The organism is Paenibacillus sp. 276b, from assembly GCF_900107875.1.
In the GTDB taxonomy this organism is placed as follows: domain Bacteria; phylum Bacillota; class Bacilli; order Paenibacillales; family Paenibacillaceae; genus Paenibacillus; species Paenibacillus marchantiae.
Genome location: NZ_FNRR01000003.1, coordinates 256,391 through 272,687 on the forward strand (window position 1 = coordinate 256,391; position 16,297 = coordinate 272,687).

Below are 16,297 nucleotides of genomic sequence, written 5' to 3' on the forward strand. Positions count from 1 at the left end.
TTATTCCCACTGACCTTCAACTCGGATGGGGGATAGCTCGTAGATATGAAGCGAAGCAAATACTACATCCTTATTCTCGGACTGAACAGAGATTCCCTCGGAACCCGCATCCGGATAGATCAGATCCGTAATAACCGCTTGACCGTCATTGGCAAATACCTCTACGGATGAGTAATCCACATAAATACGCAGATGTTGGTTGCCGTCCACTGCTTTTAATCCAGCTGCATGGCGGCCCAGGAAATGTTCATGGAAATCGCTAATACCCGATCGACTGCGATCAACATATACCTCATTCTGACGAACGTCCACGCCGATGAGCGTTTCATTGTCCGCACCACTTCGTAATACAAACTGAACAGATTGATCAGAAGGCCATTCTGCATGAATCTCATAGTTTACAAGGCCCAAGGTGTTCAACTGCTCACTCACTTGTCTAATAGAAGTATTCTGTAAGCACAGTACTGGCGTGCGTGCTTGCTCCAGCTCGCGTACAGGACGCTGAACCAGCAGGACTTCTCCGTCCCTTTTCTCCACTGTCAGCTCTCTCGCAATGGTCATCGCGCCGCGGTATGCTTCGGTTGGTGTCTGATTGGCATACATCCAGTTGCTCATCCAGCCCATAAACAGACGTCTGCCGTCTTCGGCCGGAATGTCGGACCAACTGACCCCTGCGTAGTTATCCCGACCATGATCAAGCCAGCGAACGGTATGGGAAGCTTCATCAGGAACAAATGTAATGCCATCAAAATCTCCGGTGAAGTATTGCGTTCTGGAGCCTTCTTTGAAGGCCGGATCTGCACCAATGCTGACGAGCATCACCCATTTCTCCTGGCTCGCATCTCCATCCACGGCCAGCGGGAACAGGTCAGGGCACTCCCATACGCCATCATGCGAACCGATCCCTGCGCCGAATTCACTGCCCAGTGTCCAATCCTTCAGATTGGAGGAATGGTACAGACATACCGTTTGACCACAAGCGATAATCATAATCCATTCCTTGGTCTGTTCATGCCAGAACACTTTGGGATCACGGAAATCCACGAACGACTCATGCTCCAGTACCGGATTGCCCTCGTATTTCATCCATGTTCTGCCGCTATCCTTGCTATATGCGAGGCTCTGAGACTGAACGGGAGGATTGTTTGGCACCTCCTGATGATGGGTGAAAATAGCCACCAGTCCTGGCTCATCGTCAAAGAATCCGGACGTATTGTTCCAATCCACCACGGCGCTGCCGGAAAATATCATGCCATGCTCATCCGGCGCCAAAGCCACAGGCAGCTCTTCCCAGGTAACCAGGTCCTTGGTCACCGCGTGTCCCCAATGCATCGGTCCCCATGTTGTGCCAAATGGATGATGCTGATAGAACAAGTGATACTCGCCTTTGAAAAATACCATACCGTTGGGGTCATTCATCCAATTTTTCTTGGGCGAGAAGTGATAGGCGCCCCGGTAATCCGTTGTTGAAATGGTAGACATGTTGGTTTACTCCTTTGATTCAAACCGTTGAAGAGGAGACTTGCTTCACTCACGCACCTTAATGCTATGTACGGCAGAGTCTCCTCATCGAGTTTGTTTTATTGGGTATTGCGGTCATATCCCGCTTGTTTAATTTGAAGCCACTCTTGCAAGCCAAGACGATCCAGCTCTTTCAGATAAGCATCCCACTCCTGATCGATCTTTCCGTTCTGATACCATTCCGTGCGCATACGCAGCACATAGGCGAACAGATCGGTCTCAATCGTGGAGAGGCGGTCGAGTTCATCAATCGAGAAGAACACTTTTGGATAGACGTTTTCTGCTTTCATATGTGGAACCATAACTTTGTCAAGCAATTCCATACGCCATGCGGCATCATCCGGTTTGGTCGTGTATTTATCATAGTAACTGTCGAGAATGGCCAGTGGTCCTGATATACTCGTTTTCTGTCTGAGCTCAACAGGTGCAGAGCCTTCCAGCGGAAGATGCTTCAGCATGCCTTTGGCTTCATCGAATTCAAATATATTCTGCTGTGTCTTATCGCCGTAGGTTCCCCAGTTGTTCTGCACGGATTGGAGCGGATCGTACAATTGGTCCACCCACTTCGCTGTGGATTCCAGATTTTTATTGCTGCTCGTAATAACCATACGTCCCCGGTCGAGACCAATACCATTCGTACGTGCAACATTAACCTCTCCATTGGGCCCGGCAACCGGAGGCAGAACATCATAGGTATCATTCATGCCTGTAATGTTGGCCTTATCCCAAGTGAAGTACATGCCATACTTGTTGTCTTTGCCCTTGGCCAGATACGTATTCCAATCCTGCTGATACGCTTCGATGTCCACGAGACCTTCCTGAACCAATTCGTGAATATATTTGACCGCTTCCTTGTAGCCTTCATCAGCTGCCGTGAATACCACTTTTCCATCGTTGGTTACAACCGTGTGATCCGAGTTCTCTCCAAGTCCAAATGCGGCAAAGAGAAATGTCAGATCTTCTCCGCCAGGCTTGTTAATGAAAGACAACGGGATTTCGTCCGCCTTACCATTACCGTTGGGATCCTGGGTTTTGAACGCAATCAGCACTTGTTTCAGCTCTTCGGTCGTCGTTGGCATCTTCAATCCAAGCTTGTTCAGCCACTCCACATTGATCCAGGGCAAGTCATCAACCGCCTGTATGCGCTGCTTGCCACTTCCGAGCTCCTCAATCCAGGGAAAGGAATAAATATGTCCGTCTGGAGCCGTAATCATGCTTTTGTATTCGGGAGCTTCCTCCAGCACCTTTTGCAGATTCGGCATGTATTGCTCAATCAGGTCTTCCAGTGGAATGATGGCCCCGTCCTTCGCCAGTTTCAGGAGATCATAATCCCCATAACCTGCATCAAAGATGGCATCGGGCAAATCACCGCTGGCTACCGCCAGGTTTCTTTTTTCCGCGAACACATCACTCGTGTAGTTTTTCCAGTTGATATGCACATTGGTTTTCTCTTCGAGTCTCTTGTTAATCAACTTCTCGTTCGGATCAGCAGGGGCCAGCGGAGAACTCTGTGTTATAAAATTCAATGTCACTTTGCCATCAGGCGACTGGGCTTCACTCGCTGCACCGCCTCCTCCCCCGCCACAGGCCGAGAGCAGGAGCATAGCTGACAACATGGAGATGGATGCCGTTGTAGCGGCTTTTCTGGACTTGTTCACTTTTTTCATGATAATGACCTCCGTGGATTATGTTGGATCGAGCGCGCTATATTTCAGGCTGTTCACTATTTGAGCGAACCTACCATGACACCTTTTTCGAAATATTTCTGAAAGAACGGATACATGATGATGAGTGGCAGACTCGAAATGACAATGGCTGAATATTTGATCATTTCCGAGAGCCGTTTCAGTTCTGCCATCGCAAGCTGATCACTGATCATGCCCGGTGCAGCCTGATTCTGAATCAGAATGGAGCGCAGTACGAGTTGTAACGGATGGAGGTTCGGATTATCCAGATAGATCATGGCGTCAAAATAGGAATTCCACTGCCCTACAAACGCGTACAACGCGAGGACAAAAATGATAGGTTTTGATAACGGAATGACGATCTGGAAGAAAATCTTCATCTCGGAGGCGCCATCCACATTGGCGGCTTCTTTCAGTTCTCGCGGTACCCCTTTGAAGAAGGTTCTGGAGAGAATGATGTTCCATACGTTGACTGCGCCTGGGATGATAATGGCCCATACCGTGTCCAGCATGCCGAGATTACGAACAAGCAGATAGGTAGGGATCAAACCGCCACCGAAGAACATCGTGATGATAAATATAATCATGAAAAATCCCCGCCCAGCCAGCCTTTCATCAGACAAGGCATAACCTGCAAATATCGAGACAGTCACCGTTACGAGTGCAAAGGAAACCGAGTACAGCACCGCATTGGCAAACCCTCGAATCATGGCCGGATTGGATAGAATCATCTGATACCCATCCAGACTCCAGTCGGATACATTGAAGGACAATCCCCGATTCAGCAGCACAGTAGGGTCCATAAATGAGGCGATAACGATGTAAATCAAAGGAACGACCACAACCAGTACAGCACAGGTGAGAAAGATGGCGTTCAGTGCGAGGATCAGACGATCCATTCCCGTGTGTTTGACTACCATGGATAATACTCCTTTCCTAATAGAGGCCTTCGCCTTCATTCAATTTCTTCACAATCAGATTCACAGTCACCAGCAAAATGACATTGATGACCGAGTTGAACAATCCCACTGCCGCAGAATAAGCGTAATCTCCGGACTGCAAGCCCACCTTGTAGACATACGTGGCAATGATCTCGGAGGAAGGCAGGTTCATGGACGTCTGCATCAGGTAGGCCTTCTCAAATCCAATCGACATGATTCCGCCAGCGGCAAGAATAAATACGATAGCCATAATCGGACGAATCGTCGGAAGGTCGATGTGGCGAATACGCTGAAGTAGATTGGCTCCATCCAGATTGGCTGCATTGTGAAGTTCCGGATCGACATTGGCCAAAGCAGCGACATAAATGATGGAAGCCCAGCCTGCTCCGGTCCAAATATCCGACAAAATGTAGATCCAGCGGAAATATTCCGGCTCGGACATGAACATGATTGGATGACCGGTAATCCATGTCGCGAATTGGTTAACCGGTCCTGTCGGGGATAGGAAGATGAACAGCATACCCACAACGACAACAACCGATATGAAGTTGGGTGCATACAGAAACAATTGAATATTTTTTTTCACTCCGGCTTTACGTACCTGATTGAGCATAAGAGCAAGTAGAATGGGCACCGGAAAACTGAATATCAACCCCAAAAAGCTCAGTTTAAGCGTATTCATTAAAATGATATCGAAATTGGGTGAAGCTATAAATTTCTCGAAATGCTTCAGTCCTACCCACTCACTGCCCATGATGCCTTTGATTGGACTAAAATCCTTAAATGCGATAATGGCTCCGTACATCGGGATGTATTTGAAGATAAGGGTCAGGATCAGAGCTGGTGCGAGTAACAAATACAAAAAATAATTCTTTTTGAACTGCTGCATCCTGTGACCGGTTGATGTCCTCTCTTTCAACGCCCTTCCTGTACCCTTTTTGGTATCCACCGTGTTATCCAACACATGACCTCCGTTCATTCCTGAAGTTGACAATTGTTTGTAGTAAGGGCTTTCAATATTTACAATTGCTCATTTAATAATTTACAATTTAGCAGGTAATCTAGGCATTAGTCAATACATTTTGTAAAAAATAATTGTGCATTTGATAACATTTTGTGTATTTTTCGAGTTATAAATGTGCATTAAATGGTATATATAACGTTTGTTTAATTCCCTTAAATCTGTCATTCCCCTTATCATCAGTAGAATACTGCGAACTAATTATCATTTGTAACGAAACTTTTGAATATAAATAATAGCGCATTATCTGAATTAAAAATGTAAACTGAATTGTGCATATGTAAAATTGTGATTGCTATTTGTTTCGATCTATTATACATTTGACTAAGATAATACTATGGACGACCATATGATCATTAGAGGTGAAGCACTAGATGGCAAAAGAAAAGGTTACGATACAGGACATCGCGGATGCTTTGGGCATCTCCCGGAATACAGCTTCCAAAGCCTTGAATGATAGCGGAAATATCCCGGATGAGACACGTAATCGTGTAATTAAAAAAGCAATTGAACTTAAATATAAACAGTTTGCCTATATGGAAAATGAGCATATTCTAACCAAAGCTCCAAGCAATATCGCCCTGTTAACGGAGAATCTGCCTAATACATCTCACTTTGGTTCGATGTTAATCAGTGGTCTGGAGAAAAGAATCAGCGCAGAGGGATACAATCTCTCCATTCATATCGTACGTGAGGTTGATCAGGACTCACTTACACTTCCCAACAATTTTGATATTTCCAACGTGGACGGTATCATTTGCATTGAGTTGTTCAATCTGAAATATACTCAGCTTATTACCGATCTCGGAATTCCCACAATCTTCATCGATTGCGCTTCCGACATCTGTTATCCGGAATTTCATGCAGATTTGCTGCTCATGGAGAACGAGCACAGCACGTATCAGTTAACCAGAAAATTAATTCAAAGCGGTTATAACCATATTGGATTTGCCGGGGATTACAATCATTGCAAAAGCTTCAATGAACGTTGGGTAGGATATCAGCGGGCGATGCTGGAAGCGGGGCTACAGGTCGATCCATCCCAATGCATTGTGGATGATGACCGCCTGTTTTTCTCAAAGCCTGGCTGGTTGAACGAACGCGTGGCAGAGCTGAAGTCGCTACCTGATGCGTATGTGTGTGCCAACGACTTTATCGCAGTCGATCTCATCAGAGCTTTGAGAGCGAGGAGTGTTACAGTGCCGCAGGATATCGTCATATGCGGCTTCGATAACGCACCTGAATCACGGATTATTGAGCCTGCATTAACGACGGTTCATATCTACAGCAACGAAATGGGCATCAAGGCTGCGGAGATGCTGTTATCCCGGATTGACCATCCGTCTCAGCCTTATCAGGTCTCGCATATCGTGACCAAACCGATCATACGGGAGTCCACTCCCACACTTATGAATGCCAATCCACAGACCGTTTAACTTATCTCATGAATCTCTAAAAAAATAAATAGCCGTATCTTTCACGCAGAGTAGATCGTGAAGGATACGGCTTTTTTAAAGGGACTTCTATATGCCCTTTGTATGATGCATTCACAATATGATGCGAACAGGAAGCAGCCTCTAATCGGGATTCGTAGCTCCGTGCTACACCGATGCCTTGGATGCTCCTTTGGCCGAACGTACCTCTGTACGAATCAAATTAAAGATCATAAAGACCAGCACAACGAGTTGTGGAATAAAGGTCTCCCATGTCGGATACATGCCAAGCCAGCCAATCGTTGGCAGACTCGGCACAACATGAGCCCCCAGCGCTGCTGAGACTTGAAGGGAGTGAATACTCTCTCCAAGGAAACGAAATACCAGATAATAAATCAGCAGCGTGGCGGTCAGGAAAAACCATCGTACAGGCAGACGTACACTGAACTGAATAATAGCCACAGCCAATACAATCAGGATGAGCAATGCTGCCCCCATACCGATCAACATCTGCGAGGTATCAATTGCAGGCGCCATGCCAATATAAAAGATCGCAGTCTCCGCACCTTCTCGCAATATGGCGAGTCCCGCCACAGCAAAGAGTGACCACAGACTCCCCCTTGCCAGTGCACCACCTACCTGTCGCTGTACATAACTATTCCAGGAGCGGGTATTCGATTTGCTATGCATCCAATGCCCAACCGTCAACATTAGTACAACGGCTGCAAGCCCCGTATACCCCTCAATCATCTCCCGTGTGCTACCCGATGATGCCACAGCAAGGGTCAGCGACAGTACAACGGCCAGCGCCGCACTAAGCAGCAGACCACTACCGGCACCAGCCCAGATCCAGCGCCGGGCCGCAGTCTCGCCACTTTTCTTGGCATAAGCGAGCAATGCAGCCAGTACCAGAATGGCTTCCAATCCTTCGCGAAGCAGAATCAATGCCGCATCCCATGCCGTGTATGAGGTGGTAGCCGTTAACGGCTCCAGCCGATTGATCATTCGGGTTACAACCTCGGTTGCCTTCGCCGTATTTGGCGGATTGGAGACGACATATCCGGATGCTTCCGCCATTTCATTCTCAATAGCCGTATATGAAGCGGGAGATGATATCTGCACCTGACCTTCAACCAAAGGCCAGGCCACGATAAACTGCTCCAATCCCGTTGCAGCAGAAGTGGTATCCCCCCCTTGAATCTGCTGCTCTATTTGCTCCAGTAATTTCAGCAGGTCGGACAATGAAGAAACACCAGAGGATGCCGACGTATCCTCAACTTCCCCTTCCTTGAGTGTCCCTGCACTGTAGTCCGTGAGCAACGTGACCAGTTCCTGCATACGCTCTGTTGCCTGTTCTTCCTTGCGAGGCTCGGCCTGCATTGAAATACGAACCAGGCTGATGTCCTTCTCCAACTGGCTGTATACGCCAAAATGATCCTGACGGATCGGAGCTTCGGTGCCTTTCCAGGCCGTAACAATCCGTTTATAGGCAAGCTCTGCCTGGGTCCAATCGCCCTGTTCCATTGCACTCAAACTTTTACGTGCGTCCGGCAGCAGCCTTTCGGCCGCTTTACGGCCTGCGTCCCTGCTCTCTTCCGCACCCTGAAACGCCTCAATGTACTGATTGGTCGCACGGGCAAGATCCGCCAGTGCTTTCTTGGCAGCATCAGAATCATTGCCCGACAGTGCCTGTTCCGCTTTAGACAAAGCTTCAACTACAACGCTGGCGGTCGTCGCAACCTGATCTGCGTTCTGCTCCGGCACCAACGTGCTGGCAGCATCCCACAGTTGCCGGAATTCGGCGACGTCCTCCGTGGCTTCTGCCAGCTTGCCCTGTCCCGCTTCAACCAAGGCGCTGCCCACAGGCGGCAATAGACTATCCAGTTGTTTTTGCACGGACTGCTCATTGTTTTGGAGCCCCTCAGCAGAAGCGTGTGGCATGCCCGGTAAACGAATTACACTGGACCCCACCATCAGAAACACCAGCAGCATCAGCAAGGAGCGCATCAACCTTCCTTTGTGCAGCAGCCGCTTCTGCGCCTTCCGATCTGCGATCCTGCTCATCTTTGTCATCCTCCCCATTCCTCTGAAACCGATCAGTGCCATCTAACCTTCTATTAAATCAAGGTGTCCCCAATATATCCGCCATTCGTAATCCCCGGGAAACAGGCAAATACAGCACTGCCTGTGTGCACGGTATATTCGTTCAGCTTGTCGTTCTTTGCCAGTCGTTTCTGAATCGGAATAAACTGCTTCTCCAGGTCCCGTTGATAACTAATGAACAGCAAACCTGCATCCAGCTGTCCGGTCTTGGCATCGAGCCCACTCGAATACGAGTAGGAGCGGCGTAAAATTTGCTGACTGCCATCACCCTTCGCGAGACGCAGATGTGACGTTGCCGGAATGACAGGCTGTCCATCGGCAGACTTGGCCTTCAGATCTACCGGATCGAACTCGCCGCGGCTGCCGAGCGGCGCTCCGCTATCCCGGTGGCGGCCAAATGTCGCCTCCTGGTCTTTCAGTGTGGAGCGGTCCCACACCTCCACACGCATACGAACCCGGCGGACGGCCATATAGCTGCCGCCGGCCATCCATCCCGGACCGTCAGCAGGCTGCGCCCAGACGGTCTGGTCCATCAGCACGGCATCCGTTGTATCCGGATTGCCGGTGCCATCCTTGAAGCCGAGCAAGTTGCGCGGTGTTCCACCCGCAGGGTCAGCTCGGCCCGTGCGCTGGAATCCTTCCTGCGTCCAGCGCAATACCGCATGCCCGCGTGCGATGCGCGCGAGATTGCGGATGGCATGGAAGGCGACCTGCATATCGTCTGCGCAGACTTGCACGCACAGGTCGCCACCACACCACTGCGGGTCCAGCGCATCTCCGGCGAATGCCGGCAGATCGCGCAGGCCCTTGGGCTTCCGGCCCTGCAGCCCGAAGCGCCCGTCAAACAAAGAGGGCCCCACACCAAACGTCAACGTGGTTCGTGACGGTGTCAGGCCTGCCGCTTCGCCCGTATCGGTAGGGGGCGTATTCAGCGTTGTATTATGTTCGCCAATCATTTCTCCGGCGGCCATGGCAGCGGCGGCAGCCGTCCAGTTCTTGAACAGACGGCGGAGATCATCCGCACTTCCCACCGTCACATCAAAGGCGGCGAAGCAGATGAAATCCTGAGCCGGGGTGGTGATGCCCGCCTGATGCTTGCCATAGAAGGGCAGGCCCTTGTCTTGCGCGGCCTCTTTCACTACCGCCGAACTGCTTTTGCGGCCCAGCACCATCAGTCCGCTGGCACCGCCTCCGCCCAAGAGCAGACCCAATCCGGCCACGCCGGTCAGCTTCAGCATTTCACGCCGTGACAACGGCTTTTTCGGCGAATCCTTTTTCTGCTCAGTCATTGTTCTACACTCCCAGTACTTGTCCCATATTCGACAGCGGCTCGGCCAATGCATCCAGGTTCTGACTCAGCTTCTTCACGTCTTCATCCTTCAGCTTCTCATAGGAAACGTACCCGTCTCCATCCTTGAATGGAGCAAGCTCTTTCTCCAGCGCATCGAATCGGTCCGCAATTTGCTGATTCAGATCCTTGTCTTTGGCAGCTAGATCATCCTTGAGCAGGTTATAAATCTCGCGTGCTCCCTCTACATTCGCTGCAAAATCATACAGATCCGTATGGGAATAACGTTCTTCTTCACCGGTTACCTTGCTGGAGGAAACCTCATTCAGAAGTTCTACCGCACCCGTTACCATCAGACTCGCATCGATGTCCATCGTCTCGACTTTAGCACGCAGGAGCTTCGCATCACTTAACAATGTATCCGCAAAGTCAGTCATGCCTTCGGTCGTCTTGTCTTCCCAAAGTGATTTCTCAATCCGGTGGAATCCGCGCCAGTCGGCAGCCTCCACATCTCCGTCACGTGCATCGATATTCGGGTCCAGATCCCCAAGTGCTTCGGCTACCGGTTCAATGCGTTCATAATACATACGAGCTGGTGCATATAATGATTTGGCAGTCTCCAGATCACCAGCTTTCACGGCATCCGTGAACTTCTCCGTTTGCTTCACGAATTCATCGATCTGCTCAATTGCAAATGCGCGATAGCCATCCACTGCGGTTGTATAATCGCTCCCGGCCACTTCCTGATCCGCTGCATCCGTGGTTTCTGTGGAAGTTTGATTTTCGCTTTGAGCAACCGGTGTTTCTGCCTGCTTGTCCGAAGCCGCTTCATTATTGCCGCAAGCGGCGAGTAAAACCGAAGTTGCCAGCACAACAGCCGGCAATGCCAATATTTTTTTCAACACGATACACTCCCTATTGGTTAGACTGATTTGTCTATACTCGTGCGATTAATATGTCGATGAGTACAAACCCTTGGATTAACGTTCATTTAATGATAATGATTATCAATTTCGGTAATGACATCATAATTCCGGCGCATACTTATGTCAATATGAAAATAAGGGGACCGGTTTAATCATATACTAAGGTGGAAAATACCGGGTATTAATTCCCTTGAAAACATAGACAAACTTCGTCATCAGCCGTTAAAATGAGACAAAATGTCTAGATTACTTTAATTTATCAAATTGGAGGCTCATGCCATGAAATGCCCAGTATGTAATCATGAAAATGGAAATGCCAGTTTTTGCGAGAGGTGCGGCGCTAATCTAGCCCCCTCCTCCCCTACTGCAAATTCCGCTCAGGAGCAACAATCCGCTGCTGCCGAACCTGAATATACCCGTTGGTCGAGCACACAGACGACACCTTCTCACGCTCCCATTTCTCCCAACACACCTTCTGCTCCCAGACCTGTACAACATGTATCCGACTCTTCCAGCACAGAGGGCGCTTCATCTTCAGGAGACAAAAACACCAATCAGTGGAATAACATCGTACAAAATGAGAAAGTTCAGCAAGCCAAAGAAGTAAGCAAACAGTATCTATCCTATTTCCTTAGTGTGCTCACTCGTCCTTATCAAACCATGAAAACCGTTGGTGAACAGCACTCTCTTAACGGCTGGATCACGATGGCTCTGATTGCGGTCCTATCCTCTACATACTTTTTGATTACATTCGGCCGGATGGATATGGACGGATTGTTCATTGGCGGGTTTATCAGACCGCTATTGTTCACCCCCATTTCCTTGATCGTTGCGATCGCATTGATGTATGCCATACTGAAGATTGAGAAAATAACGTTTCGCCCCAAAACGCTGGTTGCCCAGTTTGGATCATTACTAGTTCCCGCTGTAGCGTCGCTCGTTCTGGCGAATCTGTTTATTGTTATCTCGTATTCCATCGCTATCTTCTTCCTCGTTGTCTCGTATTTGATTATCTTTGTATCTCTTAACACGGTGCTGTTCCAATATCCGCTGAATCGTACGAAGGCAGCCATCGATAGCATGTACAGCGTGTTGATTGCCAATGTTGTATTGTTTTTTATTCTATCTCGCTTTCTGGGCACTACAATCATTGGATTGATTAGTTTGATGTTTTCTCCATACGGTCGTATGTAGTATCTAGTTCAAAAGCTCTGACGAAGGCTCTCCCTGCTTATGCGAGGAGGGTCTTCTTTTGTTTTCAACGTCAGCAGATTGCACTCGTTGCGTTCCATACACTATAATGTGTAGTGTAAAAGGTATGTCCTTTTTTACGTAAGGATATGAGGTGAGAAACACTCCATGCTTATATCGGATCTGCACCATTGTCATTAACACTACATTATGTAGTGTATGGTTGTGATCATTCATTTTATTAAGAAGGGTAGAGGAATTGATATGGACATGAATATGAATCATATGCAAATGGAGCACGAGGCAGGGACATCCTATCTTTGGCTTATCATTGGGGCAGTCGTTCTATTGCTCTCCATCGCAGCTTATATCTGGTCTTCACGCACCCAGAAGTCTGTACTGGCACATATGAAGAAGAATGAACGAGCTGTGATTAAAAAGAAAACCCGATCCATCCGCCTGGCTGCTCATGCACTACTGGGGGTATCGATCATTGCGTTTGTTCTTTTCTTCATGCAGAGCGCATTTACCAAGTATGACGTTGCGGATCTGAATGCCGGTGTTGCGATCGAAGTGACTGACGATAAATACTACGGAGCCGATCATACGGAAGAGCCGATTCAATATGAGATGACCATCCCGACATCGGGGCCTCATAACCCGCATGATATCAAATTTGGATTCTACACCGATTTCCCCGGCTATCCATATCTAGTACATAATCTAGAGCATGGGGATATCATCATTTATTACCGTGAGAATGCAAGTGATGAGCTGAAGGAGCATCTGAAATACCTTGCCAAGTTCCGCAAAGCTGGATCAGGTATTCTCGCTGTACCGAACAAGGACATCCCCGAGGGTAGTGAAGTCGTCGTAACGGCATGGACCAAAACGATGAAGCTGGACCAATTCAATGATACCAAAGTAGGCACTTTTATTAATAAATATATTAATCAGGGACCTGAGAAGATCCCTGCCTCCATCCGCCAGGGTGGCGGGACGATGTAATGCCCTCTTTGTAGTAACAGCAGCAAATGGTTCCTGCAATCATGGGGAGTCCAAGAGATGAGATATCCATTTATACGTTTCAAACAAGATAAGCTCCTGGATCTACTTGATCCGGGGGCTAATTCTTTATCATGCAGATGCCGATATTTTAAATAGAAATGAAATACATATGTACGTTAGCAAAGAAGGAAACGCAGTTCCAATATGACGATTCATCCAACTTCAATATAAGAATTCATAGTTTTATATATCAAGGGGGAACATTTCTACTAATGAACAGTTTGTTTATGCGTATCTTTTTATTTTTTTCTTGTCTGATGCTGGCGGCAGGAGCCGTTCTTGGCATTACCATGTATCGCTCATCTGCACAGCTGGTTGAACAATCGATGGGCATGCAGGCACAGGCTGTTGCCGAACGAGCAGCGCAATCCATCGACACCTCCCTGTATGCGCCGCTTAGTACAGGACAGGATCAAACCGAGTATTACGATACATTGCGCGAACAACTCAGCCAGCTTCGTCAGGCCAATGGATTGAAGTATCTATACACGCTTGGTAAGCGTGAAGATAACGGAGCCGCATCGTATTATTACGTGGTGGATGGCGCTGCTCCGGATGTGGAAGAGGATGATTTCTCTCCCTACGGGTCCTCAGAAGAGAACCACTATGCGGGAATGCTGCAAGCCTTTGCACAAAACGAACCTTTCCGGGGCGATCTGACCCAGGATGAATACGGCGCAACGATTACAGCCTATGTACCAATTCACGGGGCTAATGGGGAACTGCTTGGTCTGGTTGGCGCCGACCTCGACTCCACCGCCGTCTACGAGTTAATGACACGCAATCGGATGACCATGATCTGGACTGCCCTTGCCATCGTATTACTCAGCGTGCTGCTGGTCTATGGATTTGCTCATTATTTGACCCGTCCTCTCGTGAAACTGAAGAAGATCATTGCTGAGGTAGGCAAAGGTGATCTGACCGTCGATGTCGAGCTTGGACGGAAGGATGAGGTTGGACAACTGGCTTCGGAGTTCAAACATCTGGTCACAGATACACGAGATGTCATGACAGGTATCCGCAAAAGCTCCGATTCCCTGCTGCAAGCAGCCGAAGGGGTATCCAGACACTCGCAGGCGACAGTGGAAGCCAGCCAGCGCATTGCCGAGCACACAGACCACACAGCCAAAGGCGCTGCGGAGCAGGTTGCACGGGCAGGCGAAGTTACTGTAGCGATGGAGGAAATTACACGCAGCATGCAGCATATTGCGAATTCATCTTCCATGGTGGCTGATGTATCCGAGGAGACGACCCATAACGCGATACAGGGCCAGACCAACATCAACACCGCGATTGACCGCATGGACAAGATTCATCAGGCCAACACACAGATGGAAGCATCCACCTCCCAGCTTGCACAATACTCCAGCAAAATTGAATCGGTAGCCCACATGATGAAGGGCATCGCTTCCCAGACCAGTCTGCTGGCATTGAATGCAAGCATTGAAGCTGCTCGGGCCGGGGAACATGGCAGCGGATTCGCCGTTGTTGCTTCCGAGGTTCGGAAGCTTGCGGGGGAATCAGAGCAATCGTCCCAGCATGTGACTGAACTGATCGCCGAAATGACGAGACAGACTGCCGTTTTATCTTCGCATATGTCGGCCAGTACCTCAGAAGTTCAAGCCGGTCTTGCTGTTGTTCAGGAAGCAGGACGTTCATTCACGTCCATTCATTCCGGCATTGAGACGATGAATGAACGCCTGCACGAAGTGTCCGCCGCTTCCGAACAGCTCTCCGCCAGTGCAGAAGAAGTATCCGCTTCCGTTGAGGATATGGAACATATCTCGCGCAAGTCCTCTTCCAGCATTCAGGAAGTATCGGCTGCAACTGACGGGCAACTTCAATCGATGGATGAGATGAGTACGTCCGCGGAATCCCTTCGTGTGTTGTCTAGTGAATTGAACGGGTTGATAAGCCGATTCAAAATATAAATCGGAATGCAGGTGGGCAATCCATGGGAGCCCACCAGATGAATACAAAAAAGCCGCAAGGCAGGGAAAAGGAACATGGGGTTTACCCCATTCCTGCTCACTCTGCCTGCGGCTTTTTATTGTTCTACCTTTAATGGAGGCTGGCCTTGAGGCTACCTGAATTAATAACGCTGCGGAGCAGCTTTTTTGCCCAAATCCGTCATGTATGTGAAGAACGCTTCTGGATCAGTATCATACACGAGTTGTACTGGACGTCCGTCTGCTTGTTCCACCGTACGGCCCTGGCTTGGACCATCCGGGATAACAATACAGTTCACCGTTTTCTTCTTCACGATGTCCTCACGTCCAACGGAAGCGGTAGTCAACACATCCCACAGATAGTACGTGGAATTCGTTTCGCTGTATACCAGTGGTGGACATCCTGCATAACAGTTACCCAGGAAGTCAACGCCTTCAAAGCGACGCTCTGCAGCCCAACGGTTACGTACAGCAGGTGTCAGAGGTACTTTGTTCGTGCTTTCCAGGGCAACCAGATCAATCTGGATACCGCTCTGCCATACACGGTAAGCCGCTTCCGGGTCCCAGAATACATTCCATTCTGCTGTACCATCATGCTCAGGCTCTTCAACGTTCCCTCTTTCGAACGTTCCACCCATCCACACGAGCTTGTCGATTTTCTCTTCAATGTCTGGTGCTTCGTCCAGTGCACGCGCGAGGTCAGTCAGCGGTCCTGTGAACAGGAGCAGCGTTTTGCCTTCGGTGTTGCGCACTTTCTCAATCAGATGCTGGTGAGCCGGAACGGCAGACAAAGGAGCTTCCATTTTGCCGGACTCGTTCAGTACTGGAAGTGCATCTACATAGAAGGAGTGCAATCTCCACGCCGCAGGAAACGGATTCTTCCCTCTGGAGTTGGATTTCGCTACTTCTACGGAATATGTGCCGAAGCGATCGATAATTTTACGGCTGGCATCTGTAGCTGGCTCCAGATATCCATCTGCCGGAATAACCGATACACCGGTTACATTTACATTGTCCATTTGCAGAAGCATGAACAGCGATACGAGGTCATCCACGCCGCCGTCATGGTTAAAGTACACATTAAGTTGGTTCGTCATGCTTGTTTTCATCCTTCCCCCTGGTTGTCCCATTGATGTTCATCCCGTCCGTCTGCCTGTGGCTGACGTTACCT

General features: G+C 48.9%; 12 protein-coding genes. 4 read left to right on the plus strand and 8 right to left on the minus strand.

The window, feature by feature from the left end:
* The 4 genes from BLV50_RS17195 to BLV50_RS17210 form a co-directional block, all read right to left on the minus strand.
* A complete protein-coding gene (locus BLV50_RS17195; protein ID WP_090809056.1) occupies positions 1-1,482 on the minus strand; it encodes a glycoside hydrolase family 32 protein in 1,482 nt (493 codons plus the stop codon).
* Between the two features lie 98 nt (positions 1,483-1,580).
* Positions 1,581-3,188 (minus strand): ABC transporter substrate-binding protein, encoded by a 1,608-nt coding sequence (locus BLV50_RS17200; RefSeq protein ID WP_090809058.1) that lies wholly within the window; start codon positions 3,186-3,188, stop codon positions 1,581-1,583.
* A gap of 56 nt (positions 3,189-3,244) precedes the next feature.
* Positions 3,245-4,126 carry a carbohydrate ABC transporter permease gene (locus BLV50_RS17205; RefSeq protein ID WP_079695531.1) on the minus strand — a complete coding sequence of 294 codons (882 nt, stop codon included), beginning with the start codon at positions 4,124-4,126 and terminating at the stop codon, positions 3,245-3,247.
* Positions 4,127-4,142: 16 nt separating this feature from the next.
* A complete protein-coding gene (locus tag BLV50_RS17210) occupies positions 4,143-5,036 on the minus strand; it encodes an ABC transporter permease (protein WP_240321538.1) in 894 nt (297 codons plus the stop codon).
* Between the two features lie 506 nt (positions 5,037-5,542).
* On the opposite strand from BLV50_RS17210, the gene BLV50_RS17215 reads away from it, so the two are divergent.
* Positions 5,543-6,604, plus strand: coding sequence for a LacI family DNA-binding transcriptional regulator (locus BLV50_RS17215; protein ID WP_090809062.1), 1,062 nt, complete (start codon positions 5,543-5,545; stop codon positions 6,602-6,604).
* A 165-nt stretch (positions 6,605-6,769) separates the two neighbouring features.
* On the opposite strand, the gene BLV50_RS17220 is transcribed toward BLV50_RS17215, so the two are convergent.
* Genes BLV50_RS17220 through efeO form a run of 3 tightly spaced genes read right to left on the minus strand, consistent with a single transcriptional unit; the run spans position 6,770 to position 10,894 of the window.
* Positions 6,770-8,665 (minus strand): FTR1 family iron permease, encoded by a 1,896-nt coding sequence (locus BLV50_RS17220; RefSeq protein WP_256337982.1) that lies wholly within the window; start codon positions 8,663-8,665, stop codon positions 6,770-6,772.
* Between the two features lie 53 nt (positions 8,666-8,718).
* Positions 8,719-9,993 carry an iron uptake transporter deferrochelatase/peroxidase subunit gene (gene efeB, locus BLV50_RS17225; RefSeq protein WP_090809064.1) on the minus strand — a complete coding sequence of 425 codons (1,275 nt, stop codon included), beginning with the start codon at positions 9,991-9,993 and terminating at the stop codon, positions 8,719-8,721.
* A 4-nt stretch (positions 9,994-9,997) separates the two neighbouring features.
* Positions 9,998-10,894 carry an iron uptake system protein EfeO gene (gene efeO / locus BLV50_RS17230; protein ID WP_090809066.1) on the minus strand — a complete coding sequence of 299 codons (897 nt, stop codon included), beginning with the start codon at positions 10,892-10,894 and terminating at the stop codon, positions 9,998-10,000.
* Positions 10,895-11,197: 303 nt separating this feature from the next.
* On the opposite strand from efeO, the gene BLV50_RS17235 reads away from it, so the two are divergent.
* The 3 genes from BLV50_RS17235 to BLV50_RS17245 all read left to right on the plus strand — a co-directional run bounded on the left by BLV50_RS17235 (position 11,198) and on the right by BLV50_RS17245 (position 15,108).
* Positions 11,198-12,112: a zinc ribbon domain-containing protein gene (locus BLV50_RS17235; protein ID WP_090809067.1), complete on the plus strand. Its 915-nt coding sequence runs from the start codon at positions 11,198-11,200 to the stop codon at positions 12,110-12,112.
* A 267-nt stretch (positions 12,113-12,379) separates the two neighbouring features.
* Positions 12,380-13,117, plus strand: a complete 738-nt coding sequence (locus BLV50_RS17240; RefSeq protein ID WP_177031208.1) for a DUF3105 domain-containing protein — start codon at positions 12,380-12,382, stop codon at positions 13,115-13,117.
* Between the two features lie 272 nt (positions 13,118-13,389).
* Positions 13,390-15,108: a methyl-accepting chemotaxis protein gene (locus BLV50_RS17245; RefSeq protein ID WP_090809071.1), complete on the plus strand. Its 1,719-nt coding sequence runs from the start codon at positions 13,390-13,392 to the stop codon at positions 15,106-15,108.
* Between the two features lie 161 nt (positions 15,109-15,269).
* Here the strand turns inward: BLV50_RS17245 and BLV50_RS17250 are convergent, their stop codons facing one another.
* Positions 15,270-16,223 carry a nucleoside hydrolase gene (locus BLV50_RS17250; RefSeq protein ID WP_063567354.1) on the minus strand — a complete coding sequence of 318 codons (954 nt, stop codon included), beginning with the start codon at positions 16,221-16,223 and terminating at the stop codon, positions 15,270-15,272.
* Between the last annotated feature and the right edge of the window lie 74 nt (positions 16,224-16,297).